We start from the raw sequence: 26,966 nt of genomic DNA on the forward strand, positions 1-26,966 counted from the left end.
GACCGGGCTTGCTGGGGCCGCGTGGAGCCCTCCAGGACCCCGCGACGTCGCTTGATGGCGCCATCGCGCCCGGGCCCGGGCCCGGGGGGGCCTAGGCCGGCCTCGGACCGCTGCGGCGCGCGGGGGCCAGGCTCGGCTCCGCGTCCGCCGCCGGGGCCTGGGGCACCGGAGCGCCGCGCCGCACGGCGATCATCTCGGCCACGACGCTGACGGCGATCTCGGCGTGGTCGCGCGCGCCGATGGCCAGGCCCATGGGACTGCGAACGTGGGCGAGCCAAGCCGGGTCCACGCCCTTGGCGCCGAGCTGGGCCTCGATCTGGGCGCGCTTGGCGCGGCTGCCGATCATCCCCAGCCAGCGCGGCTGGCAGCGGGCCTGCCACAGGGCTTCCAGGATCTCCGCATCCCCGTCGTGCCCGCGGGAACAGACCACCAGGAAGCTCGCCGCGTCCGGGGCCAGCTCGGCGACCGTTTGCGACCAGGGGCCGACCGCGAAGGCCTGGGCGTCCGGGTGGCGCTCGGCGCTCGCGAACTCGGCGCGGTCCTCGGCCACGGTGACGTGGAAGCCGACCGAGCGGGCCACGTGGGCGATGGCGCCGGACACGTGCCCGCCGCCGAACAGGACCAGTCGCGCTTCGGTGATGGGTTCCACGTAGATCTGGAGTCGGCCGCCGCAGATCAGGCCGGAGTCGGGGTAGTCGCGCTCGTTGAGGGCGAACTCGAGCATCCGCGGGCGCTCGTCCCCCATGGCGTCGAGGGCGGCCTCGAGCACCTCGGCCTCGAGGCAACCGCCGCCGACGGAGCCCGCGAAGGAGCCGTCGTCGCGCACGAGCATCTTCATCATCGCCTTGCCGGGCGTGGAGCCCTTGGTGGAGACGATGGTGCACAGGGCGCAATTGCGGCCCTGGGCCCGCAGGCGCACGATCTCGGAGTAGACGTCGGTCACGTTGGGGCTGCGGCCGGAAGCGGACGCCCGGCCACTATAGGTCGGGCGCGGCGCGGGTTCGGCGGGCGGGTCGGGATGAGATTGCCGGGCCGCGCGCCGGCGGTGGCGGGTCCGGGGCTCGGGCGGGCCGACCCGCGCGGGCGACCACGGCCCGGCACGCAGGTCGCTCACGTCGGAAGTTCCGGACTCTGCTCAGCTCTCGGGGAGTGCGATCAGCATCGCGGCTTGGAGCTCGGTGGCCTTCTCGGGGCCGACCCAGCGGCGCACGAGCTCGAGTCCGAACTCCAGGGCCGTGCCCGGGCCTTGGCTGGTGACCACGGGGCCGGTGCCCTGGCCGATGCCCTGGGCAGTGACGACACGCGGCATGTCGAGCACCGTTGCGCCGGCCAGCATCCCGCGCACGCTGGGGTGCGAGGTCAGCTCGAGGCCGCTGACGATCCCGGCCTCGGCCAGGACGCGAGGAGCGGCGCAGATGGCGGCGACGGTCTCACCGGCCGCGTAGAGGCGCCGCACGAGGTCGACGATGCGCCGGTCGGCCATCAGGTTGGTGGTGCCGGGCATGCCCCCGGGGAGCACGATCGAGGTCACGGTCGCCAGGTCGACGTCGGCCAGGGCGGCGTCGGGGACCATGGCGATCTGGTGGCTGCCGGTGATCGGGCCCGGAGCGAGGCCGGCGACGGTCACGCGCAGGCCCGCGCGCCGCAGGACGTCGATCACGGCCACGGCCTCGGTCTCTTCGAAGCCGTCGGCGAGGGGGACGAGGATGTGCTGTCGGTCGGGTTCGGTCACGAGTGGGCTTCCGTGGGTTAGGGTCGTGCTCACGGTAGCGATGAACGACGAACACGAAAGGCCGGAGCGCGTGCTGGTCAGCGCCTGCCTGTTGGGGCGGAGCTGCCGGTACGACGGCAAGGACAACGGGGATCAGGTGCTCGGCGCGGAGCTCGAGGCGCAGGGCCTGGTGGCGGTGCCCTTCTGCCCGGAGGAGCACGGGGGCCTGGGCACGCCGCGGCCGCCGGCTTGGTTGACGGCGTCTGCGGAGGCGGTGCTGGACGGGGAGGGACAGCTCGTGACCGACGCGGGGCGCGACGTGACGGCGCAGTTCCGCGCGGGGGCCGAGGGCGCGCTGGAGGTCTGCCAGCGCGAGGGCGTGCGGCGGGCGTTCCTCAAGGAGCGTTCGCCGAGCTGCGGCTGCGCGCAGACCCACGTGGACGATCGCGTGGTGCAGGGACCGGGGCTGACGACGGCGCTGCTTCTGCGGGCGGGGATCGAGTGCCGGGGCGTGGAAGGCCGGCGCTCGCGTGACGACGCGGATTGAGCGTCAGCCGCCGCAGATGCGGCGCAGGTCGTTCTCGCTGAGCTCGATCCTGAAAGGCTCCTCGCCGGCAGGGACGTCGATGGTGAAGGGCTCGACGCCGCTCCGGAGGGGCCCGAAGGGGGTGATCTGGTGGCGGCCCGGCGTGTCCAACGTCCCCCGGCTGGATTGGCTCTCCGGCTTGAAGGTCAGGTGACCACGGTCCCACGAAGGGTCGGTCGAGGCGGTCGAGAGCCACAGGCCCTGCGGCCAGAAGTAGCTCGAGCCGAGTTCGTCCGCAACGATCGACTCCCAGCTCTCGGGGAACACCAGCTCTGCTGACCCTCCACGATCCAGTTGGACCGCGCACTCGTCGCCGACGATCGGCGCCCACCGACCCCAGAAACCCTTTGCCGTGAACCGGAGTCGATCAACCTCCGCGCAGAGGGTGAGCTCGACCTGGCCGCCCGAGTCCGTCCAGGCAGGGAGGACCCAATCTCCATTGAAGACATGGCGGTGCGTGCGGGCCTCGGCGTGGCGAATCGGGTTGCCTTCGGCGTCGTGAACCCGGGCTCGGATCGATCGGAGTCCAGCGCCGATTCGGATCGGCGGCAGTCGATTGTCGACGCCGGCTTCGAGCTCCACCCCACGCAGCACTCGGAAGACGTCGCGACTCCCCCAACTCTCCACCCACAGCTCGAAGGGTCCCGTCTCGTCCACCGCGAGCGAGAGGGCCGACTCGCCTTGATGGCCGGCGCTGGCGACGACTCGGCCCCGCTCGTCCAAGAGGCAGACGAAGAAGTAGTCGGGAGCGACCCAACCCTCGACGGGCTGCAGCTCGACCGTGACGGTCGTCGGCGCGGGAGCCCTGACGACCTGTCCCGACTGTCCAGGGACCAACTCCCACCGGTGGGCCGTGCGCACGCCCTCCTCGGCCGGCAGGCTCACCGACAGGGGGGCGCCGTCGATCGAGGGGAAGTGGCGGACCTCGAAGCGACCCTCGGCATCGGTTCGCGCGAAGGGCAGGCCCTCGCTACCCCGCTCGCTAAAGAGGACCAGTTGACCGGCGAGCGGTGCTCCCGAGTGATCGAGCAGAACGGCCGAGGTGGTCAGGGGCGCCGGGCCGAGCGCCACGTCGCCGAGCTCGAGCACCGGGCCGCCCGAGCTTCCGACTCGCAGGTCCGTCGGGAGCGGCACCACCGCCCCTCCCAGCTGCGCGACGCGGAACCGCAGCTCGATGTGTTCACAGCGCGTGGGCACGCGCAGGAGCGGCTCGGTGACGAAGTGGCCTCGGGCGTCGACTCGCAAGCCCGAGTGCTGCCCGAACCCGCCGAGACCACCGACGGCGACCGTCCGGCCGTCGAGCAGGCCGACAAGGTCCCAGGTCACGAACTCGGGCCGCAGGGAAGCGCCCCGCTCGTCCACGAAGTGGCCTTCGAGGCGCACGAACTCGGGGGGGTCGGTCTGGATCGCATCCAGGGGTTCTGCTCGGCCTTGGAGCGCTGCGATGACGAGCGAGGCCAGCACGCGGGGCCCGGACGATCGGGGCGCGCAGATCTTTCAGGCATCGGGGCCGTTCGTTCAGCGCCCGCCGAGGAGGCGGAACTCCGCTTCGGTCAGGCTCACGACGACCGGATCGTTGGTGTAGGGGACCTCGATCTCCCGGATCAAGACGGCGTCGCGTCCCCCCGGCCGCAGGAGCTGGTAGGACCCGGCCCAGGGGACTTCGCCGGTCCAGGCGCGGCTCGCGCGATCCCAGCTCAACGTCACCTCGCGCGAGCCGTTGGGTCCGTCGCGACGGAGGATGGCTCGCGGCCCCTCTGCGACTTCGGGCGCTAGCGCGGGCGGAGCCTCCAGGCGGACGACGACGGCCCGCTTCGTCAGACGCACCTCGAGCGGGCCGGGTCGGAGAGGCTCCAGTGCCCAGCGAGGGTCGAACCCGTCACGGACGACGACGACGTCGAGGTCCGCAGGTGGGGCCGAGAGGCTCGCTCGGCCGGCCGAGTCCGTCAAGGTGACGGCGCCGAAGGTCGTACCCGCCGATCCGAGACGGACGCTCGCTCCCGGCACGGGCTCGCCGCGCCCGTTCACCACATCGACGTCGGTGCGGCGCAACCCGTCGCCTACGCGAATGGGGTCGAGTCGGATGACCTGGTCGCGACCGATGCGGAGCTCCTCGACGGCGGCAAGGACCCCCGCCCCCGAGGGCGAGAGCACCCACAGGTCGTAGGTGCCCGGGTGGTCGAGCTCGAACGACCATTCGTCCCCGAATGGGACCGGGGAGGAGCCTTGCATGGCGCCTGTCTCCGCGTTGGTCACGCAGACCAGCGGGGGCTCGCTCGGAATACCGGTGCGGGCGCGTTCGAGCACGAACTCGATCCGCGGTGGAGCGGCGAGCCGCACGAGGTTGTCGCGGGAGCCCAACTGCACGCGCCAGCTCTGCTCCTCGACCTCGATTGTGACCCTGGCCTCGGCTCCTTCGAGGGGTATCGGGTGCTGGATGGAGAAACGACCCTCGGCGTCGGAGACCGTGCGCCCGAGCGACGGGCCATCGACCACGCGCAACTCGACCGGCACCCGCGAAGCCGGTCGATCGAGCGGGAAGGTCAGGATCCCGGCCGTGGTCAGCAGCGATGAGGACATCGCGAGGTTCCCGAGATCGACGAGATCGGTGCCGAGCGCGGCGACACCAAGTTCGTCGGGAAGGCGCGCGACGGCGAGGCCGTAGCGCTTCGAGACGACGCGGAGCTCGGCGAGCTCGAAAGAAAGGGGCAGGAAGTCCAGGGGCCCCGTGCTGAAGCGACCGTCGCGATCCACGTCGATCCTGTGGGAGGCGACCCCGGCAAGGTCGTTCTCGTCGAATGACTGTGCCCTTGACCCGCCGGAGCGTGTGACGATCTCGAACTGGTGCAGGGTGAAGCGGGCGGGTTCGCCATCGCCGTCGACCAGGCGGCCTGTGAGGCCGGCGCGGACAGTCGGCCCGACGATCGACACCTCGACGTTCTCGCCATCGGTGGTGGGTCCGGCGAAGGTCCGGGTCGCGACGGCGGTCGAGAGCTCGAATTGCCGACCGAGGCCGACGACGGCCAGGCGGTAGCTCCCGGATTCGTCGAGCTCGGCGTCGAAGTCGGACCACGAGTCGGCCAAGCTCAGCGTGATCCGAGAACCCGCTCGGAGGGGTACACCGTGTTCGTCGTGCGCAGTTACGAGGATGGAGCCGTGGGGCGGCAAGGTCGCGACCAGGGGCTCGTCCCAGGAGGCGGGGAATTCCAAGCGCGGCCCTCGATCCGCGATGCCGAGGGACTCGACGGCCAGGACGAAGGGGCCGACCTTGCCGGAGGCGTCGACCGGTGCGACCACGAAGCCCGCTTCGTCCGTGGGCTCCTCGCTCCACCGGCTCCCGCCGCCCAGGGAAGTGCCGCGGGTCGCGAGACGCACCGCAGCCCTGGCGCCGACCACTGGGCGGCCATCCTCGCCCAGAAGCTCCAGGGGCACGAGCGGCTTGGTATGGATCGCCAGGCGCAAAGGCTCGTCGGCGCCGGAGGTCGAACGCTCGCGGGACGCGACCAGCTCGGCCAGGGCGCCGAGGTCGATACGCCGCCAAGGGAGTCGGACGCTGAGTCGATTCTCCGCAGGAGCTACTTGAACCCGGGTCCGGCCGAAGCGATCGGTGACGCCTGCCTCACGCCACCGCCATCGTGCCCTCGACGAGCGGTCGGGGTCGCTTTCGTCGTCCGCGCGGGCGAGATCGATCCGAGCATCCGCCACCGGCAGGCCGTGGACCTTGTCCACGACGAGCATCTCGACCTCGAGCGGTGCGGCGGCATCGATGGCGGTCGCGGCGCCGCCGAAGGATCCGAGCTCCGTGCGACCCCTGGCGCTCGAACGCGGTTCGACCGGTCGCAGGCTCAGCTCGTCGCCCTCCGGGCGGGCGTCTGCCGCGACTTGGTCGGAACCCTGAGCGACAGTCGGCGACGCCGCCGCACCTCGGCCATCGGGCTCGGACGAGTCGAGCCAGGCCCAGAGCACGGCCCCGGCGAGCAGGCAGGCAATCAGCAGACCTGCGGACGTTCTTCCCATGACGTCCTGATCCTAGTCCTCAGAATCCGAACGGGCGGGGTGGCCGGGTCCGAGCTCGACGCCACCCCCCCTCGATCGGCCCGTAGCTGGCAGACTGAGAGGGCTCCCCCGCCCCTCTCCGACCGCTCCATGCTGACCACGATCTTCTGTCTCGCCGCCCTGGCCCAAACGACGCCGCCGCAACCCGTGCACTTCAACTGGGGCAGCGACGTCAACGAGGAGGCTTGGCTCTGGGAGGCGCCCGGGGCCAGTCACCTGGTCTGGTACCTGCCTGGCGGTTCCTGGAAGCAGGGCCCGGGTGGATTCGCGCCGGCCGCCATGCCGTCGATCCTCGAGCCGCTGCTGCAGGCTGGGATCAGCGTCGGGCTCTCGGGCTACGACACCGACGACGCCTTCCCCCTGCCCGAGCTGGCCCTCGGCGGGCTGGTGACCTACTCGCGCGGTGTGTTGGGGTACGGCGACGTGACCCTTCTCGGCCGCTCTGCCGGTACGCACATGGCCCTGTTCAACGGCTTGGTCCCGAGCGGTCCCGACGCCGCCGACCGGGTCTGCGCCATCTCGACCCCGGCCGCCTTCCTGCCCGCCTTCGCGCCCTTCCCGTCGAGCCCGGTCCTCGACCACTTCTGGGCCGGCGCGCAGGCGCTGCCCCAGGTGCCCACGCAGGTTCAGGTCAACGCTTCGTCGGCCTACTGGCCGCTCGTGTTCCCGCCCAAGCCGTCGACGCGCTTCGCGATCGTGGGGATGCCGAAGGCGCTCGAAGCGCCATTGCTGCCCCTGCCCCTCGGCGTGCTCTCGTTCGGCGCCGACGCCCACTCCACCTGGAGCTCCCAGATGCAGGCCTACACCATGGAGCTCGCCGGTTGGGACGTGACCTTCCTCGACTCCTGGGGCGGCGGCATGCCCCTGGATCCGGTGGTCCGCGCGCAAACGTGGCTCTTGAGCGAGCTGGCGCCGCAGCAGCCCTAGTCGCCGAATCCGCCGCGGGGATCGCGGACGTGGATCGGATCGATCAGCGCTGCGACCAGTCGTCGAAGAGCGTGCTGAACTGATGGTCGTTCAGGCGCAGCTCGATCGCCTCGCCGCTCTCGGGCGCGTCGAAGCGCAGGATCTCGGTCTCGGTGAACGAGTGGTCGTCGCGCATGACGATGCTGTAGGTCCCGGTCTCGCTGAGGTGCCCGGACCACACCCCTCGCTCGGAATCGAACTCGCAGCGCAAGGAGCGTCCCGCCGACGTGTGGCGCAGGCTCAGGCCGCCGAAGTTCGCGTCATCGGTGATCCGCTGCTCGGGGGGAGCGATGGACACTTCGAGCGCGGCCGGTAAGTGAATGTCGATTCGGTTCGAGACCAGGCGAGTCGCGGCCGTGCGGTAGCCCGGGGCGCGGACGACCAGTCGCTCCACCTGGGGAGCGGCGAGGACAGTCGTCCGTCCGGAGCCCATGGTGCGGGACGTCGCCCCAGAGCTTCCGTGCAGCTCGAGGCTGACGTGGGCGTTGCGTATGGGCCTTCCCTGCGAGTCCGCGACGTGGACCTCCACCTCCCTCAGGCCGACCCCGACGCGCAGGGGATCCAGGCGCACGACCTGGCCCGGTTCCACTTCGATTCCCTCGACGACCTGGTAGATGTCGGCGTTGGAATTCGAGCGAACCCAGAGGTCGAAGCTGCCGGCGCGATCGAGCTCGAACCGGATGTCGCCGCCCATGCGGATCTTCCGCTGGCTCACGAGGTTGCCTTGACCGTCGAGCAGGCAGAGCTCGAGGCGTGCGACAGCCGGGATCTCCTCGTGGGCTCCTTCGAGCCGCACGTCGATGGATCCACCGGCCTCGAGCTGCAGCACGTTCTCGAGCGAGCCGATCTCGGCCGGCCAGAACTGCCGCCCGACGCTGAACTGCGCGCCCGACAGGGAGCCACCGGCGAAGGGCATGTGAGTCAAGACGAACCGGCCCTCGTCGTCGCAGCGGGCGAATTCGAGCTCCTCGCCTTCGCCCCGTCGCAGGGTGACCAACTGGGTCTCGAGGACCTGCCCAGGCGCGGGGAGGAGCTGCCCGCCCGTCGTCACGCCGGACGGCACCAGCGTGAGGTCCCCGAGGTTCAGCTCGTCGCGACCGAGTTCCGCGACGCCCAGCTCGGCCGGGACTGGCGCGCAGGCCAGGCGAAAGCCGCTCGAGAAGACGCGCAGCTCGGCGCCCTCGAAGCCGTCGGGGAGCTGCTCGAGTCCGCCGAGCACGAACTGACCCGCCTTGTCGACTCGGACCTCATCCCCGTCGCCCAGGGCCAACTCATCCTCGTCGAGCTCGTGGGCCTCGCCGTCGAGCCGATAGCTGAGCGCGAACCTGGCGGCGGAGAGTTCGGCGCTGCCCACATCGGGGCCGACCAGCCGACCAGTCAAGCGAACGCGCCGCCCGACGCCGACGAGGTTGACCGCAACCTCCTCGCCGTCGGCGACGGGACCCGCGAGCGTCCGGGCCTCGGCATGGGATCGAATCTCGAAGTGAAGGCCCAGGCCGACGACTGCCTGGCGGTACTGGCCCTGGTCATCGACCCGCCCCCACAGCTCCTCGTCCGACTCCACGCAGCGCAGCACCAGACCTTGGCCGGGGGCGGGGAGCGCCCCGTCCGCATCCCGCACGGCTATCAGGATCGAGCCGTGGGGCGGGAGCGCAGCGGCCAGGGGCTCGCCCTCGAAGGCCATGGGATCCACCGGCGGACCGGCGCTCTCGATCCCGAGCGAGCGCACGGCTACGGCGAAGGGGCCGGTTCGGCTGGGGGTGTTGAACAGGGCGGGAGCCACGCCGAACGGATCGGAGGGCTCGAAGCCCCAGGACGCGGCTCGTCCCAGTGGCACTCGATCCGGGCCGAAGACCACCGCCGCCAAGGCCCCCACCACCGGCCTACCGTCGGGACCGACCAGGCGCAGCGGCAGGGATGGCGGCGAGTCGACCTCGACCCGCAGCGGCGAGTCCGACTCCAGCTCCGCGGTGCCGACGAAGGCGCGTCTTCTCGCCACGCTCAGCACGAAGTGCCCCTCGCCCGGCTCGGCAGCCACACGAGCGCGACCGAAGAGGTCCGTGATTCTAGCCATCCGCGGCACCCTTCCATGCCTCGGAGGCTCGAGGCGGAAGCCAGCGGACGGCCCGCCGGCTGGCACCTGTCCCGCGCCCGACTGGACGACCTCGATCTCAACTCCAGCCACCGGAAGGCCGTGGATGCGATCGGTCAGCTCGACGTCCACCTCGCGCGCGCCCGCTTCCCCGACGTCCAGGTGAACCCGGGAGCCTGCGGCGGTTCCCGCCACTGGATCCGGACGTCGCAGCAGCGGTTCGAATGCGTTGGATGCCTCGGAACTCGCAGGCTGCTCGGGGCCGGTCGATCCGGTGTTCGGAGCGCTCGAAGCGTCGGCGAGCGGGTACTGCGGCCCCGCTAGCGTCCACAGCGCCACGCCCAGCAGCACGCCGATCGCGGCCAAGATCCACAAGGACTTCCCCACGGCGGAATCACTCTACTGCCCGACCCCCGTGTCGATCCGCGCCTGCCGAGCCCAGCGTCCATCGGCGGCCCTGCGCTCCCCTGGGGGCCTCGCGTCGTGGGCGATTCTCGTTCCATCCAGCCCCGAGCCATCCGGCCGCCAGCGAGAGCGACTCCCCTGGTCGGATGGATCCAAACGCCGGTCCAGCGCGGTCGCGCTGGGACCCACCGCCCCCAGGTCCGCAGGAGGCGAACCAGCATCGAATCGGCGCCTGCTCGACGGCGGTTCCCCGCCAGCCCAACGGCCGCTCGGCATCTGCCCGACCGCTGCCGTGCGGCTGATCGCAGGTCGACGCTACCCCAAGCGTCTTTCGACCTCGTGCTCGCCGCTGCCCGTCCCATGAACCCCAAGCGATGGAAACTCCGCGCCCCCGCGTGGAGACCCAGGACTTCGATGGCTTCCGGAGACGATCGCGCGGATCCTGGCGGTCGGGCTATCGAGAGGGCGACACAGGTGGAGCACCGGGCATGAGCGAGAAGAGCGAAGAGAAGAGCTGGCAGGACCTGGAGCGTCTGGTCGGCACGTCCGACATGAGCGGGGCCGAGGCGCTGCTGGCGGAGATGTCGGCGGGCGAGACGGCCCGGGCCGTCTCGCGCCTCGACGTCGCCGATCGCGACCAATTGCTGGCCTCGATGTCGGCCGAGGGCGCCGCCAACCTGGTCGACGAACTGCCCGAGGCCCAGGCCGTCGAGCTGCTCGAGCGCATGGACCCCGAGCGGGCCGCCGACGTGCTGCTGGAGCTGTCGAGCGACGAGCGGGCCGACCTGGTCACCGAACTCGACCGCGACGACGCCGAACAGATCCTGGCCGAGCTGCCACCCCTGGAAGCGGCCCAGATCCGCGCTCTGGCGGCCTACGACAAGCATGTGGCCGGCGGTCTGATGGCGACCGAGTTCCTGGTCTATCCCCAGGACGCCTCCGTCGGCGAGGTGGTCAACGACCTGCGCCGTCGGGTCGACGAGTACGAGGACGAGGACATCCAGTACGTCTACGTGATCGCTTCCACCGGTGCCCTGGCCGGGGTCCTGCGCCTGCGTGACCTGCTGCTGTCGCCCAGCCGCCTGCAGATCGGCGGGCTGATGATCCCCGAGCCCCTCACGGTCCTGCCCGACGCCAGCCTCGACCAGCTCGCCGACCTCTTCGACACCCACGCCTTCCTGGGCTTGCCCGTCGTGGACGCCATCGGCATCCCGATCGGGGTGGTCCAGCGCGCCGACGTGGAGGAGGCGGTGGGCGGACGCTCGGACAGCGACTACCTGAAGACCGCGGGTATCGTCGGCGGCGAGGAGTTCCGCTCGATGCCCCTGTGGTCGCGCTCCCTGCGCCGCCTCTCTTGGCTGACCCCGAACATCGCCCTGAACCTGATCGCGGCCTCGGTCATCGCCGCCCACGAGGAGACCATCGCGGCCGTGGTGGCCCTGGCCTTCTTCCTGCCGATCATCTCCGACATGAGCGGCTGCTCCGGCAACCAGGCCATCGCCGTCAGCGTGCGCGAGCTGACCCTGGGTCTGGTGCGCCCGACCGAGCTCTTCTACGTCTGGGTCAAGGAGATCCGTGTGGGCCTCATCAATGGCCTGGCCCTCGGCCTGGTGATGGCGGGGGTCGCCTGGGCCTGGCAGGGCAACGGCTACCTGGGCCTGGCCGTGGGTGCGGCGATGTTCATCAACACCCTGGTCTCGGTCTCCATGGGCGGCCTGATCCCGCAGATCCTGAAGCGCTTCGGCCAGGACCCTGCCCTCGCCTCCGGGCCGATCCTGACCACTGCCACGGACATGTGCGGCTTCTTCCTCCTGCTGACCTTCGCGTCGCACCTCTTGCCCTACTTGACCCCCTCCTGACCCAGGAGCGGCCAGATCGACGATTAGATCCGGATTGGTCCACCAGGCAGCGGTCGCGCCGTGCGTAGATCAGGGGCTCGCGATCTCGGCTCGAGTGCCGATCGCGCCCACGGAATGATGATCGCCACCGTCCAGAACAACGCGCGCGAAGGTGCCCACGGCGCTCGAGGGCGATTCGTCACCCGCGAGGAGCCCGGAGCATGACCCTCCCGCTCTTGCTCTCGGTGCCCCACGCCGGCGTCCAGGTGCCCGACTTCCTGGAGAACCGCTGCGTGCTCTCCCACCACAGGATCGAGCTGGCCGGCGACATCGGCGCCCGCGCGATCTTCGACCTGGCCGGGGAAGTCGCGGCGTTCGTGACCACCGACGTGGCGCGGGCGGTGCTCGATGTGGACCGGGCGGAGGACGATCGTGGCCGCGACGGCGTGGTCAAGACCCACACGGGCCTGGCCGACGCCGTCTGGTCCAAGCCGCTCAGCGAGTCCCTGGTCCAGCGGCTCCTGCGCGAGCACCACCGCCCCTACCACGACGTGCTCACGGCCCGGGCCGGCCGCACCGCCCTGGCGATCGACTGCCACACGGTGGCCGCGGTAGGCCCTGCCGACGGCCCTGATCCCGGCGCTGAGCGTCCCATGGTCTGCCTCGGCGACGGCGGCGGCCTGTGCCCTGCCGACTGGATGGAAGCCCTGCAGTCCTGCTTCGCGCGACAGTTCCAAGGTCGGGTGAGCGTCGACGAGCCCCTCGGGGGCGGCTACGTGACCCGCACCCACGGGAACGAGATGCCCTGGGTCCAGCTCGAGGTCTCGCGCTCGCCGGAGATGAACGTGAGCCAGAAGCGCGGCGCCCTGCTGGCGGCCCTGACCGAGTTCTGCGCCTCGCGGAGCTGGTAGGAACACCGCTCTCCGAGTCGGGCCGCTCGCGCGCGCCCGATCAGGCCCAGACGCCGCCACCCGGGGGTAGCTGGGGCGGGCGACGCGCGACCTGGGCCTGTCGCCCCTCGCGCGCCATGCACTCCCGCCCGGAGGCCTCGCGCACCTCCACCGACGGCAGGCGCTTCGACCTCAGGCCGAAGATCTCGCAGGCGTAGGGCCACTCCACGTCGTAGGTGACGGCGAAGTGCCTGCAGCCGTGGCAGCCGCCGGGGGTCGGGTTCGGTTGGGACGACACGGATTGCGAGCCTGCCCGAGTCAGAGCGACGCCCGGGTGAACGGACCGTCGTGACAGAAGGCCAGGTCGCGGCTATCGACTGGATCGGGCGGCTCCTGGATAGCCACTCCGGCGAGCCTGGCCTGCCCGATCTAAGCGGTGCGCTGGCAGGCTCTTGGGCGCGCCAAGCGGGATCCCACATGAGGTTCTCCGCGAGTCCTCCCGAGGACTTGCGCGGTCCGTGCCCAGGAACTCGGGTCCGCTTGAGACAGGGCACCGCGCCATTGGCCCGCATTCTCCGCGACTCCGCTGGGAATGACCGCGGCGGACGGTCGCTCCTCGGCGACGGACTTGTGCCGCAGTTCCGGTCCTCCGCGACGGGCCGATCCACGAAGGAGCCTCCCCGGCGCGGTGCCTTCACGTGACGCTGGTCGATCCCGATCAACCGTTAGAGTTGCGCCGATGCTCCCCCCCAAAGCCGCGACCCTCGGAGGCGCCCTGCTGGCGTGCCTCGTTCCGCTCACGGCGGCTGCCGCGCAGGACTCCGCCGCGCAGGACTCCGCGCCCAAGGGCACGGCCCAACCCGCGGCCGAGCGCGAGCCGGGTCTGACCCTGCGCCTGTTCCAACTCGAACAGGCGCCCGAGGAGCTGCCGATCCTCGTGCCCAACCAGACGCCTAACGTCGACCGCGTCGTGGCGACGCTCGAGCTTGCCGGTGACGACTTCGCGGGCGTCGCCTCGCCGCACCTGACCCGCGCCCTGGGCTGGCTCCAGATCGACGAGCCGGGCAGCTACCGCCTGATGCTCGCCAGCGACGACGGCTCGCGCCTGTTCCTGGACGGCGAGAAGGTGCTCGACAACGACGGCCGGCACGGGGTCATCAAGCTCATCAGTCGCCCCCTCGAGCTGGCGGCGGGCGCCCACGAGCTCTTGGTCGAGCACTTCGACTCGGGCGGGTCGCGCGAGCTGTGGCTGGGCTGGGAGCGGCCGGGCACCGGGACCTTCGAAGTCGTGCCCCGAAGCGCCCTGCTCTGCGAGACCGACCCCACCCGCGTGACCTCGCCCGGGCCCAAGGCCGTGATCGACGCCCGCAAGCCGGGCGACGGCCTGCCCGTCCCCGGCGTGCACCCTGCCTGGCGCGTGGAGACGATCCGCCCCGAGGGCTTCGAGGCCCAGGTCGGCGCCATGGCCTTCCTGCCCGACGGTCGCCTGGCCTTCGGCACCTTCGACCCGCTGCAGCGCGACGAGGTCAAGCTGCCCGACATCGACGCCAAGGCCCCCGACGTGATCTGGGCCCTGGACCTCGCTACGTCCGAGTTGTCAAAGATCGCCACGAACGTCTTCGAGCCCAGCGGCCTGTGCGTGGTCGACGGCGAGCTCTACGTGGCCCAGCGGCGCGCCGTCGTGAAACTGACGGACGGGGACGGCGACGGTTACATGGAGACCCACGAAATCGTGGGCGAAGGCTGGGAGGGCTGGAACTACCACCAGTTCTGCTTCGGGCTCGTGTACCGCGACGGCTGCCTCTATACGGCCCTTTCGACCGCGATGGCGCCGCCCAACTGGGAGGGCATGCACTCCAACTCGGGCTCCAACGGCCCCCTGCGCGGGAGCTTCATCGAGATCGATCTGTCGAGCGGCGACACCCGCGCCATCGCCGGCGGCGCGCGTACGCCCAACGGCTTGGGCCTCGACGGCGAGGGCCGACTGCTCTACGCCGACAACCAGGGTTCGTGGATGCCGGCCAGCGTGTTGGCCGAGGTCGTGCCCGGCCGCTTCTACGGGCACTACAACTGGACCCAGTTCGTGCCCAAGGTCGCGGAGCGCTTCCCCGACGGCGGCCATCCGAGCATCTTCAGCGACCGCCCGCGCAGCGCGCCGGCCCTGTGGCTGCCCCACGGCGAGGTGGTCAACTCGCCCACCGAGCCCCTGGCGATTCCGAGCGGTTCCTTCGCAGGCCAGCTCTACCTCGGCGAGCTGACCGGCGGCGGCATCAGGCGCGCGTTCCTCGAGGAGGTCGACGGTGTGCTCCAGGGCGCCCTGTTCCGCTTCACCCAGGGCCTCGAATCGGGCGTCAACCGCATGGAGTGGGGCCCGGATGGAGCGCTCTACGTGGGCGGCATCGGCGCGGGCGGTAACTGGAACTGGAACGGCACGCGCTTTGGCCTGCAGCGGCTGGTGCCGACGGGCGCGCAGGTGTTCGAGATCCACTCGGTGCGCGCGACGCCGACGGGTTTCGCCGTGCGCTTCACCGAGGCCATCGACGCCGACCTCGCGGACGTCCTGGCCAACGCTACCTGCAAGTCGTGGACCTACGCCCCGACGCGCGAGTACGGAGGGCCGAAGGTCGACGAACGGGACCACGCCATCACGCGGATGGAGCCCACCCCGGACGGTATGGGCCTCGAGCTCGACGTCGATGGCCTGCGCGAGGGGACCTGCGTGCACCTGCGCCTGGACCCGCGCTCTGCGAACGGCGACGCCTTGTGGTCGGCGGAGTGCTGGTACACGCTCAATCACATTCCGATGGGGTCGGGCGGCGATCCGCTCGCCGGTGTGCCCGTCTGGAACGGCAGCAGTGGACCGACCATGCGCCTGGAGGGCTCGCCGCCCGAGGCCAACCTCACCCAGGCGGAGCTGATCGCGGCGGACCCGTGGATCACGCTCACGCCCGCGGGAGCGGACCTCGTGACGACGACCTCCGTGCAGTCACCGAAGGTGCACCTCGAGTGGCGTCTCGCCGATCCGCAGGCTCCCCTGCCGCAGGCGTGGGTCGAGTGGGGCGACTTCGAGTACCGCCTCCCGCTCGATTCAGCGATCGACGGCTGGCAGGAGTTCGATGCGAGCTGGTTCGAGCTGGGCTCCCACCCCTCCACGCCGGCCTTCACCGACCCGACACGCCAGACCCGCCGCGGCACGCGAGTCGGCGGAGGCATCGAGGCGGACGGCGAGGCGCGGACTTGCCCCGTGGCGATCCGCGTCGAGGGCTCGGCGGAGGCCGGGGCGATCCAGGTCCGCAACGTGCGCCTCAGCGAGCAGTGGCCGCGCGGCGGGTTCACGCCGGGGCCCTGGCGCGAGATCCTCGCCGACGATTCGGCCTGGGAACCCCGCGGCGGGGCTGCCGTGTTCACCCTCCAGGACGGCGTCCTGAGCGGCGAGACGCGGCCGAACACGCCCAACACCTTCTGGACCAGCCGCGAAACCTTCCGCGATTTCGAGCTCGTCTACGACGTGCGTATCGACCCCGCGCTCAACAGCGGCGTGCAGATCCGCAGCGAGGTCATCGGCGGCTTCGACAACCGCGACGGCGGTCTGAAGGGCTACCAAGTCGAGATCGACCCGTCGGAGCGGGCCTGGTCCGGCGGGATCTACGAAGAGCGCGGCCGCGGCTGGCTGCATCCGCTGCACGCCGCGCCCTATGCACGGCGCGCCTGGCGCCAGGGCGAGTGGAACCACTTCCGCGTGCTCTGCGAGGGCCCGACGATCCGGACTTGGATCAACGGCGTGCCGGCGGCCGAGATGATCGACCACGGCCGCGCTGCGGGGCACATCGGCTTTCAGGTCCACGGCGTGGGTGACCGGGCCGAGCCCCTGCAGGTCGCGTGGCGCCACGTGCGACTGCGCAGGTTGATTCGCGACTGAAGCCGGGAGGGGTGGATAGGCGTTCGTACGGTGCCAGGCACAAAACCGCCGCCTAACGGCGGCCCGCAGCCGCCGATGGCGGCTGCGGGCCGCCGTTAGGCGGCGGTTTTGTGCCTGGCACCGTACGAACGCCTATCCACCCGGCGGGCGCGGGGCGGCGGGGTCAGACCACGAACCAATGGGCGTCGACGCGGTGGCGCACGGTGAACTGCTCCGGCTTGTGAATCACCAGCAGCTCGGCCAACGCCGCGTCGAAGCGCTCGATCTCCTCCGCAACCAACGACGCCCCCACGCCCCGGCTCGCGCGCATGCGGCCACGCCAGGTCTCGTGGGTGTAGGCGATCTCCTCGTCGTAGACGAAACAACCCGCCCACTCGACCAAGCCCTCCGCCCAGCTCGGTCGCAGAGGCACCTCGCCGGTGAAATCCGCGGCGGACCAATCGGGGTTGAACTCGAGCACCAAGTCCTCGGTGAGACGGACGAACTCGTCCTCGCGCGGCAACCAGTTGTGGTGGCCGGTGACGAGTAAGCCGCCCGGCACCAACACCCGGCGCAACTGCTCCACCACGCGTTCGGCGTCGAAGTAGAGGAAGCACTGGGTCGCCGTCGCGAGGTCGAACTCGGCCCGACCGAAGGGCAACTCCTCCGCCGGGCCGACCCGGAAGTCGATCTCGAGCCCCTGCGCCCGCGCCAACTCGCGCGCCGCCGCGATCTGCCCGGTGTCCGGGTCGATCCCGGCCACCCGCAGACCCGCGCGCGCCATGTGCGCAGCGACGAAGCCGGGCCCGGTGCCGAGGTCCAGGAGCCGCTGGCCCGCGAGGCCGATCCCGTGCCCGGCCAGCGCGCGGTACCAGCTCGCGGGAGGCCCGCTGCGGAACGTCACGTAGGCCTCGGAGGCGCGGCCCCACTCGACCCGTCGATCGCCGTCCTTCGCCCCGAGCCCGTGCATCGACTCAACCGCCGCTCAGAGCGCCGAGCACGTGCACCCGTTCGACGCCGTCCAAGACCTCGTTCGCATCGCGACACGCGCGCCGGTCCAGGAACAGTGCGATGTGCGGGCGCAGGCCCCCCTGCTCGTCCAGCACGCGGAAGGCGAGGCCCTTGTGGCGCGTCTCCAAGTCGGCGAAGAGCTCGGCCACGGTCGCGCCCGATCCGCGCACGAGCTCCGCGCCGCCGGTGTACTCGAACAGGATCGAGCCCACGCGCACTTCGACCTCGCTCACTGGCGCGGCACCGTGCGGACGCTGTGGATGTAGGGCAGGTGCTGGGCCAGGCACTCGAACTTCTCGCCGCCGTCGCGGCCGATCCAGACCTCGCCCGAAGTCGTTCCGAAGTAGAGCGTGGGCGACTTGGGATCGCTGTCGATCGTCAAGGCCTGACGCAGCACCGTGTGCCAACCCTGCTCGGGCAGGCCCTTGTCGAGCCGCGTCCAACTGCGACCGGCGTTCGACGTGCGGTACAGGGCCGGCTTGCCGCCGGGGCTGGTGCGCGGCCAGATCTGCGTGCCGTCCATCGGCAGCACCCAGACCGTGTCGCGGTCGGTGGGGTGCCCGACCACGCCGAAGCCGATGTCGCCGACCTTCTTGGGCATCTTGGCGCCGATCCGCACCCAACCCTCGCCGTCGCCGACGGTGCGGTCCAGGCGGTAGATGCCGCAGTGGTTCTGCTGGTAGAGGCGATCGGGGTCGGCCGGGTGCAGGATCACGCAGTGGGGATCCTGGCCGAACTCGGGGTACTCCTCGGGGCCGAAGGTGACCTGCACGCCGCGGTTCAGCGGGCGCCAGCTCGCGCCCTGGTCGGTGCTCTCGAAGGTCCCGCCGGAGCTCATCGAGAGGTACATGTGGGCCGCGTCGCGCGGGTCGATCAGGATCGAGTGCAAGAGCGAGCCGATCGGCGAGCCGTCCTCGGTGATCGACCATTTGGCGTAGTTCGGGTTCAGGTTGAAGCCGTCGACCCCGGCCCAGTTGTCACCCCGATCCTCGGAGCGGAACAGGCCCTGGGGGCCGGTGCCGCAGTACCAGACCCCCGGCTCGGAGGCGTGCCCGGGCTCCAGCCAGAAGTTCATCTTCACGGTCATGCCGCGCGAGGTGCCGTCCTCGCGCTTTTGCCGCTTCGAGCCCTCCGGCAGTGGGTCGAAACGCGGCGTGGAGGCGACCTCCGTCCACTTGCGGCCGAGGTTGGTGGAGCGATACATGGTCGGCCCCAGGTGCCCCAGCCCGCCGGTCATCAAGAGGGTCTTGCCGTCGCGCGGATCCAGCCGCAGGTCATGGACCTGGGTGCCCAGGACGAAGGGCCCTTGCAGCTTCCAGCCCGAGCGCCCGCGCCCGGCTTCCAGGATGAAGCCACCCTTGCGGGTCCCGATCAGCAGCCGGTGGGGCTCGGCCGAGCTCGGACGGGGGGTGCTTCGACGGGCGGACGCTTTTTTCGACATCGGTCGGGTCGGTGGGGTTGGGACCTGTGGGCGGAGCCCGGACAAGGGGCGCCAATGCTAGCCACAGGACCGTTCTCAGTCGCTGGGGAGCCAGCCTGCCTACAACGGTCCGAACGCCCCCCACCCCCCTCCACGGCCCCAGGGACGGCGGTTTGATCCCCCCTCATCGCCGATTGCGGCGTAGCCTTTCACGGTCCCCTCCCCCCGCGCCGGGCCCGGCAGGCCCGCTGACCCTTCCCTACCCGCTTCTCCTTTGACCAGGACGACGATGAGACCTGTCACGTCCCTCGCCGCGGTCGCCCTCGTGGGCGCCGCCGCGACCCCGGCCCTGGCCTCCGACCTCAAGCTCAACGGCCAGGCCTCCGCCTCGGTGGGCCTGGGCTCGAGCGTCCAGATCGACCTCACCGGCAACCCGGGCCTCGTGTCCGTGATCGCCCTCGACGTCAGCGCTGGTCCGGTGGCCTACCTCGGCGAGAGCCTTCCGATCGGCCTCACCCCGGCCCTCACGAACATCGCGATCGGCGTCACCGACGGCACCGGCCTGTTCAGCTTCCCCACGGCGGTCCCGAACGACCCCGTGCTCGAAGGGGTGACCTTCTACCTGCTCGGCGCGGTGATCGATCCCGGCGACGCCAACGGCATCGACTTCTCGAACGGCGCCGACCTGACCATTGGCGGCGAGCCGACCGAGATCGACCTGGTGGGCGTGGTGCGCGCCGGCTACCCCTACTTCGACTGGATCACCTCGGTCCGCGAGGGTGATGACCTGATCATCGCCCTGGATCCGGCCCAGCACCCGGCCCTGGCGGGCCAGACCCTCGACGTTTACGTCGTGGCCGACAAGACCAAGGCCCAGTGGGACGCCGACGCGACCCTGACCGACGTCAGCGGCGGCGCAACCCAGGTGACCTTCACCGCCACCGACATCCAGTCGAACACCTTCGTGATCGACAACGGCACCCTGTCGGGTGATGCCGGCGCTGGCCTCGGCGTGGGCTACGACGTGATCGTCGACGTCGACGGCAACGGCCAGCTGTCCGCCGCCGACCTGGTCGACGGCTACGAGGCCCCCGTAGGCCTCTACATCTGCGCCGACCCGGCGGTGGGCGGTCCCTACTCGGTGGTCGAGACGATCTACACCGGCGGGACATTCCTCGGGCAGGACCTGTACTACCCGTCCAACATCGCCGAGCTGACCGACGTGCCCGTGGTCATCGTGAGCCACGGCAACGGTCACAACTACCAGTGGTACGACCACATCGGATACCACCTGGCCTCCTACGGCTACGTGGTCATGTCGCACCAGAACAACACGGTGCCCGGCATCGAGACGGCGTCGACCACGACTTTGACCAACACTGACGCGTTCCTGGGCAACCTGGGCGTGCTCGCCGGTGGCGTGCTCGCGGGTCACGTCGACCCGCACAACGTCACCTGGATCGGCCACAGCCGCGGTGGCGAGGGCGTCGCCCGCGCCTACGACCGCATCGTCGACGGGACCTACGTCCCGAACAACTTCACGGCGGACGACATCACGCTGATCTCGAGCATGGCGCCCACGGACTTCCTGGGCACCAACAGCGCCAACCCCCACGACAAGCCCTACCACCTGTGGGTCGGCGCCGGTGACTCCGACGTCTCGGGCTGCGCCAACACCGACATCGTCCAGTCCTACCACCTGCTGACCCGCGCCGAGAACCAGCGCCAGTCGACGACCCTCTACGGCGTCGGCCACGCCTGGTTCCACGACAACGGCGGCACCACGTGGTTCACGGGCCCCTGCGCCCTGAACGAGAACCTGGCCCACGGGATCATCCTTGGCTACCTGCTGCCGCTGGTGGAATACCACGTGCGCGGCAACGCGGCCGGCAAGGACTGGCTCACGCGCCAGTACGAGGACCTGCACCCGCAGAGCGCCCCGATCGGCAACCCCTGCATCGTGGTCAACATGCAGTTCCGCGAGGGCGTCGAGAGCGGCAAGCTCGTGATCGACGACTTCCAGACCCAGCCGAGCGAGCTGATCGCGAGCTCCGGCGCGACGGTCACCTCGACCCTGACGACCCTGGTCCAGGGCCAGTTGAACGACCCCGACTCGGACTTCACCCACTCCAACGCCGAGACCTTCAACGGCATGACCCAGTGCAGCAACTCCGACCCCGAGGTCGGCCTGGTGCTGGGCTACACCAGCGTCGACGCGGAGCTGGTCTACGACCTGCTCCCCGCCGATCAGGACTGGAGCGACATGCACGCCCTGTCCTTCCGCGCCTGCCAGGTCACGCGTCACCCCAACACCACCTTCGAGCTGGCCGACACCATCTTCGAGGTGCGCCTCGTGGACACCGACGGTGACTCCAGCACGATCCGCCTCGACGCCATCGAAGCGGGCATCGAAGAGCCCTACCAGCGCACGAGCTGCGGCTCGGGCGTGGGCTGGGGCAACGAGTTCGAGCAGGTCCGTATCGGCCTGCGTGGATTCACCGTGGGCCAGCCGGCCCTTGACCTCGATTCGATCGACCGCGTCGAGTTCCTCTTCGGTCCCTCCCACGGCAGCAGCGCTGGCCGACTGGGTCTGGACGACATCGAAGTCACCGCCAACTGACCCACAGGACCCGAGCCAACACCATGCGTAATCGATCCATCGTCGCAGCCGTGGCCGCCGCCGCCCTCCTGGGTGGCGGGGTCATCGCCTACAACAGCGACACCAACAACCCGACCCAAGAGCCCCTGGTCAGCGCCCCGCAAGAGGCGCCGATCCGGCTGATCGAGGCCCAGCCCTTCGAGGTGCTGACGCCCCTGACCCACTACATGCGGGCCGAGCAGCCCAGCTACACGAAGGGCATGCTGCTGGTCCTCAGCGGTGACCCGACCCTGCTGCGGCCGCGTCAGTCCCTCGAGAACGTGCTCTACGTGGGCGCGGAGACCGCCGAGCGCATCAACACCGGGGAGCAATCGGGCTACCTGGTGGTGGTCGTGCCCGGTGAGGTCGACCTGGCGAGCTCGCCGATCTTCCTGGGCTCGCCGGCCCTGCCCGAGCAGGTCACCGCGGCCGACGCCCAGCGCCAGCTCGAGATCGCCCTGGACTCCGGCCTGACCGGTCAGAGCGTGCCCGTGGCCGACCCGATCCAGGTCGCCGACGGCTACGAGCTGCACCGCTTCGCCAGCTACCTGGTCGAGCGCTACGCGCCCGACGAGGCCGACCTGATCAGCGGCCTGCGGGCCCAGCGGATCACGTTCCAGTAAGGCGACTGCCAAAGGGCGGACGCCAGGTCCGCCCCGGTCGCCGGCGAGCTCGCCGGCGGCCGGAGTCATCGAGCGAGCGGGGCCCGCGCCTTCCACCGAAGGCCGGGCCCCGCTGCATTCCCGGGGCGCTTCGACCCGACCTGTGGCCGCCCCTGGCCGGCGGGCGGAGCTGCGCGACCCGATCCGCCGCACGCGCGGCGCGGACCCCCGGCTGCGGGGATCGGGATCACGGGGCATCGACGGCTGACGATCCGTGGGCACTGGCCGCGCAAGTGGATCACCGATGCGGGCCTGCGCCCGCCGAAAACCCCGCCCGGCGCGCCGCGCATGGGCCCACGCCGCCGACCGCCGGCGGCCTCGACTCCAGCACGAACGATCCGACCATGCGTCACCTCCCCGCCGCCTCGCCCTGCGTCCTCGCGACCGCCGCCCTGGCCGGTCTGGCCCTGACCGCCCAGGCCTCCGACCTGACCCTCGACGGGCGCACGTCGACCGTCGCGCAGCTCGGGTCGAGCCTCGCGATCGAGCTCACCGGCGCGCCAGGCCAGGTGGCCCTGGTCGGCGTGGACGTGAGCCCCGGCCCCGTGGACCTGTTCGGCCAGAGCATTCCGATCGGGCTCACGCCCGCCTTCGCGTTCGTCGGCGACGGCCCGACCGACGGCTCGGGCAGCTTCGGCTTCAGCCTGGTCCTGCCGAGCGACCCGGCCCTCGACGGCGTGACCTTCTACCTGGTCGGCGTGCTCGCCGATCCGACCGGTTCGGCACCCCTGGATTTCTCGGGCAGCGCCGACGTGACCCTGACCGTCGACCTCGCCCCGGTGGCGGACGAGTTGGTGGGCGTGTCGCGTCCGGCCCTGCCCCACTTCGACTGGATCACGACGGTGCGCGAGGGCGACCCGCTCGAGTTCGCGGTCGACCCGGGCCAGAGCGGCTTCCTCGCGGGCCAATCGGGCACGGCCTACGTCACCGCCGACCGCACCCGCGCCCAATGGAACGCCAACCCCGCGTTGGTGGACCTCTCCGGCGACGGCCCCGACGCGATCGCCTTCCCCGGCGGCGCCATCACCCAGAACCGCTTCACCGTCGACGCGGGCACCCTCTCGGGCGACGCCGGCGCGAGCCTGGGCGTCGGCTACGACCTGGTGATCGACCTGGACGGCGACGGCCAGCTCTCCAACGGCGACCTGATCGACGGCTACGACGGCGCGGGCTTCTTCGTCGCGCGCGACCCGTCCCTGCCGGGGCCCTTTGCGGTGACCGAGATCCTCTACTCGGGCGGCCAGTGGCTGGGGCAGAACCTGTTCTATCCCACCAACATCGCCGAGCTCGACAACGTGCCGGTGGTCATCGTCAGCCACGGCAACGGGCACAACTACCAGTGGTACGACCACATCGGCAACCACCTGGCCTCCTACGGCTACGTGGTGATGTCCCACGAGAACAACACCGGCCCGGGCATCGGCACCGCCTCGACCACGACCCTGACCAACACCGACTACTTCTACGGCAACCTCGCGACCATCGCGGGCGGGGCGCTGGTCGGCAAGCTCGACAAGTCGCGCACGACCTGGATCGGCCACAGCCGCGGCGGCGAGGGCATCGTGCGCGCCTACGACAAGCTGTTCGACGGCGTCTACGTGCCGACGAACTTCTCGATCGGCGACATCACGCTCCTGTCGAGCATCGCGCCGACCGTGTTCTTCGGTAAGGGCAACTCCGCGCCCCACGCGGTCGACTACCACCTCTGGGTCGGCGCCGGGGACTCGGACGTGTCGGGCTGCGTGGTCGCCGACGCGACCCAGTCCTTCCAGCTCTACGGCCGCGCCGAGAACGAGCGCGCCGCGATCAGTCTCTACGGCGTGGGCCACGGCTGGTTCCACAACGGCGGCGGCAGCGCCTTCGTCAACGGCCCCTGTCAGATCGGCCGGCCCGAGACGCACCGCATCATGCGCGGCTACCTGCTGCCCCTGGTCGAGTTCCACGTGCGTGGCAACCCGGCGGCCAAGGACTGGCTGTGGCGCCAGTACGAGGACCTGCACCCGCAGAGCAAGCCCGACAACCCCTGCATCGTGGCCAACATCCAGTGGACCGAGGGCGCCGAGACCGGGAAGCTCGTGATCGACGACTTCCAGGGCGACGCGGACCCGTTCACGACCGTCGGCGGCGCGCTGGTCACGACGGACCTGGTCGAGTGGGAGCAGAGCCGGCTGCAGGACGACACCACGAGCCTGACCTACGACCCGCTCGACATCATGAACGGCATGACCTACGGCCAGCCGGCCGACAAGGAGGCCGGGGCGGTGCTGCGCTTCGACGGGCTCGCCGACTACAGCCTGGTCTACGACCTGCCCGCCGCCCAGCGCGACTGGAGCGGGCACCGCTGGCTGACCTTCCGCACGGCCCAGCGCACCCGCGACCCGCTGACCACGGCGCTCTTGGCCGACGAGGTCTTCGAAGTGCGCCTGGTCGACACCGCCGGCCACACGAGCACCCTGCGCGTCGATGCGCTCCTGGCCGGCATCGAGGAGCCCTACCAGCGCAGCGGCTGCGGCAGCGGCGTGGGCTGGATCAACGACTTCGAGTCCGTGCGCCTGGGGCTGCGCGGCTTCGCCGTCGCCGAGCCGGAGCTGGACCTGGGCCAGATCGAGCGCCTCGAGTTCCTGTTCGGCCCGAGCCACGGCAGCACGGCGGGCAGCCTGGGCCTCGACGACATCGAGCTGCAGGTCGAGTAGCGCCTGAAAGGGGGGGGCCACGGCTCCCCCTTCGCCCCTGTTGCTAGATGGTCCCCGCGCGCGACTCGCGCGCGATCGTCAATGACCGGCGATGACGATCGCGCCGTCGGTCGATTGGGTCAGGAGCTGGCCCATCAGCCAGTTCTTCTCGAACTCGAGGTCGTAGATCTCCGGCCGCTCCGCGGGGTCGATCACCAGCTCCACGAGCTTGTTCCGGTCCTCGGTGCTCTGCCAGCAGCGCACGATTCGCTCCCGATAGCGATTGGCCGTGATCGGCAGGCCGCGCAGGTACTCCTGATCGCCGTCGTACACCGGCATGGGCACGACCCGGGCGAGCCCGTTCGACTCCAGTCGCTCGAATTCCGACTCGACCTCGATCTCGTAGGCGTTCGAAACGGCCTCGTAGGCGCTTTGCAGCTCGAGTGGCGAGAGACCGCGGTACTTGTCCGCGAGGTCGTTCGGATCCGGCCGCAAGAGGGGCACGCCCTCGATGATCGGATCGGACGGCAGCCCGATGACTTTGGAAGTGCGATCACCCCAGCGCTCCGTCGGCGCGCGAACAGGCGGATCCTGAACCGGCGGCAGTGCCGGCTCGGTCAGCGTGACGAGAGCCTCGTCCAGCTGGCCGACTGCGCGAGCGTCCGCCTCACCGCCGGTCGGCCAGAGGGCGCCGTCGACGACCGGCGTGGCGCCGAGCCAAGTGCGTACCGCGATGGTCAGCGCAGCGAGCAGGACCACGGCTATCGCCCATCGGGTGAAGCTGCATCTCATTGTCGATCGGACGCCATTAGGACGAGTCGGCGCCCGCGCTCAATGGGCGCCGAGGCTCGCGTCGCTCGAGACTACTTCGGCTCGCCCAACACGACCACGTGGAAGCCGAAGATCGACAGGCCGGGCGTGGCGCAGATCAGACGGTCCAGGCCGATGAAGGCCTTGGTGATCAACGCGTTGCCGGGGATGAAGCGCAGGAAGCCCAGGTGGTCGGGGAAGCCGACGAAGGTGTAGGCCAGGATCCCGTACTTCTTGACCTTGGTGACCTTGAAGCCGGCCTGCTCGCAGAGCGAGACGATGCCCTTCTTGGTGAAGCCCTGGTCGCCGACGTCGAAGTGCTGGCTCTTCTAGTAGAGCAGCGCCTGCGCCATGCCGATGATCGGGTTCTCGTTGCCGGGCTCGCTCATGATCAGCACGCCGCCCGGCCGAGGGTCGCTGTCACGGCAGATGAGCGACTCGCGCCGAGATTCGAATCCTCAGGTCCTCGCGATAGCGCACAAGCTCGTCGATCTTCGGTCCGACCGACGGATCTTCGCGCCAATCGATGGTGTAGACCCCCATGAGAAGGCTGCACGACCCGGAACCGCCGAATACGACGGAAAGCTCATGGGGGCTCAAGAGCCTGGGCGGTTCGCCGGCGTTCGGGTCGCGGATGGCCCGCACCGGACCGAAGAACAAATATCCTCGTCGAGGCCGGCTAAATCGGTTCACTCCGCTGAGATTCGATGCAAGCCCGGCCCGCACGACCGCCTGGAGATCGAGTGTGCGCGACCTCAGCTCCTGAAGCTCGTGGACAAGCCACTCGCCCGTGGATGCCCACTCGGCAGACTCGCGATCGAATTCGCGCCCATCGGGGTTGTGAACAGCAGAGCTGGCGACCGCCGCAATCACCTCCTCCGGCGACGTCCCCGTGCTTCTCGGCGTCCCGGGCAATCCACGCAGGAGACGCTGCGGGAGGTCGACCAGATCCAACCACTCCACCGCGAGATCAGGCAACGAGGCAAGGCATGCGTCAACATCGCCCAACTTGTCGCTTTCGGTGTAGACCCAATCCCACTCGTCGTCACCGAGCAGCAGCGGTTCGAGGTAGGGCCAATCGTCTCCATGCCAATCAGCCATCACTTCGGGGCCCGACCGCCCGGCAACGCGAATGCTGGTGGCGTCAGGAACCCAGGGGATCAGCGCTGCAGCGTCATCCTCGACTCCATTGGAATCGCCATCGACTTGAATGCGGGCCGGGAGGTCCCCGATGGGTGAGATGGCCACAGCAGCCCGAGGCTCGGATCGAATCGCGATCGACTCGGTTTCGGGTACTGCCGGCCTCCCCCA

19 protein-coding genes are annotated in these 26,966 nt (G+C 70.5%); 8 read left to right on the plus strand and 11 right to left on the minus strand.

The annotated features are described in order from the left end of the window. Window positions 1-91 precede the first annotated feature (91 nt). Both Pla133_RS23515 and Pla133_RS23520 read right to left on the minus strand, forming a co-directional pair. Window positions 92-943, minus strand: a complete 852-nt coding sequence (locus tag Pla133_RS23515) for an XdhC family protein (RefSeq protein ID WP_419191894.1) — start codon at window positions 941-943, stop codon at window positions 92-94. A gap of 192 nt (window positions 944-1,135) precedes the next feature. Next, on the minus strand, window positions 1,136-1,732 hold the full coding sequence (locus Pla133_RS23520) for a DJ-1 family glyoxalase III (protein ID WP_419191895.1): 597 nt from the start codon (window positions 1,730-1,732) through the stop codon (window positions 1,136-1,138). A gap of 40 nt (window positions 1,733-1,772) precedes the next feature. Between Pla133_RS23520 and Pla133_RS23525 the strand changes: the two genes are divergently transcribed. Beyond that, window positions 1,773-2,258: a 2-thiouracil desulfurase family protein gene (locus tag Pla133_RS23525; protein ID WP_145069891.1), complete on the plus strand. Its 486-nt coding sequence runs from the start codon at window positions 1,773-1,775 to the stop codon at window positions 2,256-2,258. A gap of 3 nt (window positions 2,259-2,261) precedes the next feature. On the opposite strand, the gene Pla133_RS23530 is transcribed toward Pla133_RS23525, so the two are convergent. Then, window positions 2,262-3,761 (minus strand): hypothetical protein, encoded by a 1,500-nt coding sequence (locus tag Pla133_RS23530; RefSeq protein WP_145069893.1) that lies wholly within the window; start codon window positions 3,759-3,761, stop codon window positions 2,262-2,264. Window positions 3,762-3,815: 54 nt separating this feature from the next. After that, complete coding sequence (locus Pla133_RS23535) at window positions 3,816-6,314, minus strand: carboxypeptidase-like regulatory domain-containing protein (RefSeq protein WP_145069895.1); 2,499 nt, start codon at window positions 6,312-6,314, stop codon at window positions 3,816-3,818. Window positions 6,315-6,443: 129 nt separating this feature from the next. Here Pla133_RS23535 and Pla133_RS23540 point away from each other — a divergent pair, with 129 nt between their 5' ends. Continuing rightward, complete coding sequence (locus tag Pla133_RS23540; protein ID WP_145069897.1) at window positions 6,444-7,280, plus strand: hypothetical protein; 837 nt, start codon at window positions 6,444-6,446, stop codon at window positions 7,278-7,280. Between the two features lie 43 nt (window positions 7,281-7,323). Here Pla133_RS23540 and Pla133_RS23545 read toward each other — a convergent pair whose 3' ends face one another. Next, the gene (locus Pla133_RS23545) at window positions 7,324-9,798 is read right to left on the minus strand and encodes a carboxypeptidase-like regulatory domain-containing protein (RefSeq protein WP_145069899.1); all 2,475 of its coding nucleotides are present in this window, start codon (window positions 9,796-9,798) and stop codon (window positions 7,324-7,326) included. 506 nt (window positions 9,799-10,304) lie between these two features. Here Pla133_RS23545 and mgtE point away from each other — a divergent pair. After that, entirely contained in the window at window positions 10,305-11,675 is a 1,371-nt protein-coding gene (gene mgtE / locus Pla133_RS23550; RefSeq protein WP_145069901.1) for a magnesium transporter, read from the plus strand. 200 nt (window positions 11,676-11,875) lie between these two features. Further along, window positions 11,876-12,565 (plus strand): N-formylglutamate amidohydrolase, encoded by a 690-nt coding sequence (locus Pla133_RS23555; protein ID WP_145069903.1) that lies wholly within the window; start codon window positions 11,876-11,878, stop codon window positions 12,563-12,565. A 40-nt stretch (window positions 12,566-12,605) separates the two neighbouring features. On the opposite strand, the gene Pla133_RS23560 is transcribed toward Pla133_RS23555, so the two are convergent. Beyond that, window positions 12,606-12,842, minus strand: coding sequence for a hypothetical protein (locus tag Pla133_RS23560; protein ID WP_145069905.1), 237 nt, complete (start codon window positions 12,840-12,842; stop codon window positions 12,606-12,608). Between the two features lie 441 nt (window positions 12,843-13,283). Between Pla133_RS23560 and Pla133_RS23565 the strand changes: the two genes are divergently transcribed. Then, entirely contained in the window at window positions 13,284-16,463 is a 3,180-nt protein-coding gene (locus Pla133_RS23565; protein WP_419191896.1) for a 3-keto-alpha-glucoside-1,2-lyase-like domain-containing protein, read from the plus strand. Between the two features lie 163 nt (window positions 16,464-16,626). On the opposite strand, the gene Pla133_RS23570 is transcribed toward Pla133_RS23565, so the two are convergent. The 3 genes from Pla133_RS23570 to Pla133_RS23580 are packed head-to-tail and all read right to left on the minus strand — an operon-like array spanning window position 16,627 to window position 18,894. Continuing rightward, on the minus strand, window positions 16,627-17,412 hold the full coding sequence (locus Pla133_RS23570; RefSeq protein WP_145069909.1) for a class I SAM-dependent methyltransferase: 786 nt from the start codon (window positions 17,410-17,412) through the stop codon (window positions 16,627-16,629). A gap of 4 nt (window positions 17,413-17,416) precedes the next feature. Next, window positions 17,417-17,686: a MoaD/ThiS family protein gene (locus Pla133_RS26705; protein WP_419191897.1), complete on the minus strand. Its 270-nt coding sequence runs from the start codon at window positions 17,684-17,686 to the stop codon at window positions 17,417-17,419. Next, window positions 17,683-18,894, minus strand: a complete 1,212-nt coding sequence (locus Pla133_RS23580) for a WD40/YVTN/BNR-like repeat-containing protein (protein WP_145069914.1) — start codon at window positions 18,892-18,894, stop codon at window positions 17,683-17,685. Before Pla133_RS23580 ends, Pla133_RS26705 begins: the two co-directional genes overlap by 4 nt. A 268-nt stretch (window positions 18,895-19,162) precedes the next feature. Here Pla133_RS23580 and Pla133_RS23585 point away from each other — a divergent pair, with 268 nt between their 5' ends. The 3 genes from Pla133_RS23585 (at window position 19,163) to Pla133_RS23595 (ending at window position 24,866) form a co-directional block, all read left to right on the plus strand. After that, on the plus strand, window positions 19,163-21,493 hold the full coding sequence (locus Pla133_RS23585; protein ID WP_145069916.1) for a poly(ethylene terephthalate) hydrolase family protein: 2,331 nt from the start codon (window positions 19,163-19,165) through the stop codon (window positions 21,491-21,493). Window positions 21,494-21,516: 23 nt separating this feature from the next. Beyond that, the gene (locus Pla133_RS23590; RefSeq protein WP_145069918.1) at window positions 21,517-22,134 is read left to right on the plus strand and encodes a hypothetical protein; all 618 of its coding nucleotides are present in this window, start codon (window positions 21,517-21,519) and stop codon (window positions 22,132-22,134) included. Between the two features lie 383 nt (window positions 22,135-22,517). Further along, entirely contained in the window at window positions 22,518-24,866 is a 2,349-nt protein-coding gene (locus Pla133_RS23595) for a poly(ethylene terephthalate) hydrolase family protein (protein ID WP_145069920.1), read from the plus strand. 78 nt (window positions 24,867-24,944) lie between these two features. Here Pla133_RS23595 and Pla133_RS23600 read toward each other — a convergent pair whose 3' ends face one another. Beyond that, complete coding sequence (locus Pla133_RS23600; RefSeq protein ID WP_145069922.1) at window positions 24,945-25,604, minus strand: hypothetical protein; 660 nt, start codon at window positions 25,602-25,604, stop codon at window positions 24,945-24,947. Window positions 25,605-26,075: 471 nt separating this feature from the next. After that, the gene (locus Pla133_RS23605) at window positions 26,076-26,903 is read right to left on the minus strand and encodes a hypothetical protein (protein ID WP_145069924.1); all 828 of its coding nucleotides are present in this window, start codon (window positions 26,901-26,903) and stop codon (window positions 26,076-26,078) included. Window positions 26,904-26,966: the final 63 nt, after the last annotated feature.

Origin of the sequence: Engelhardtia mirabilis (assembly GCF_007748095.1) — a bacterium.
Lineage (GTDB): Bacteria > Planctomycetota > UBA1135 > UBA1135.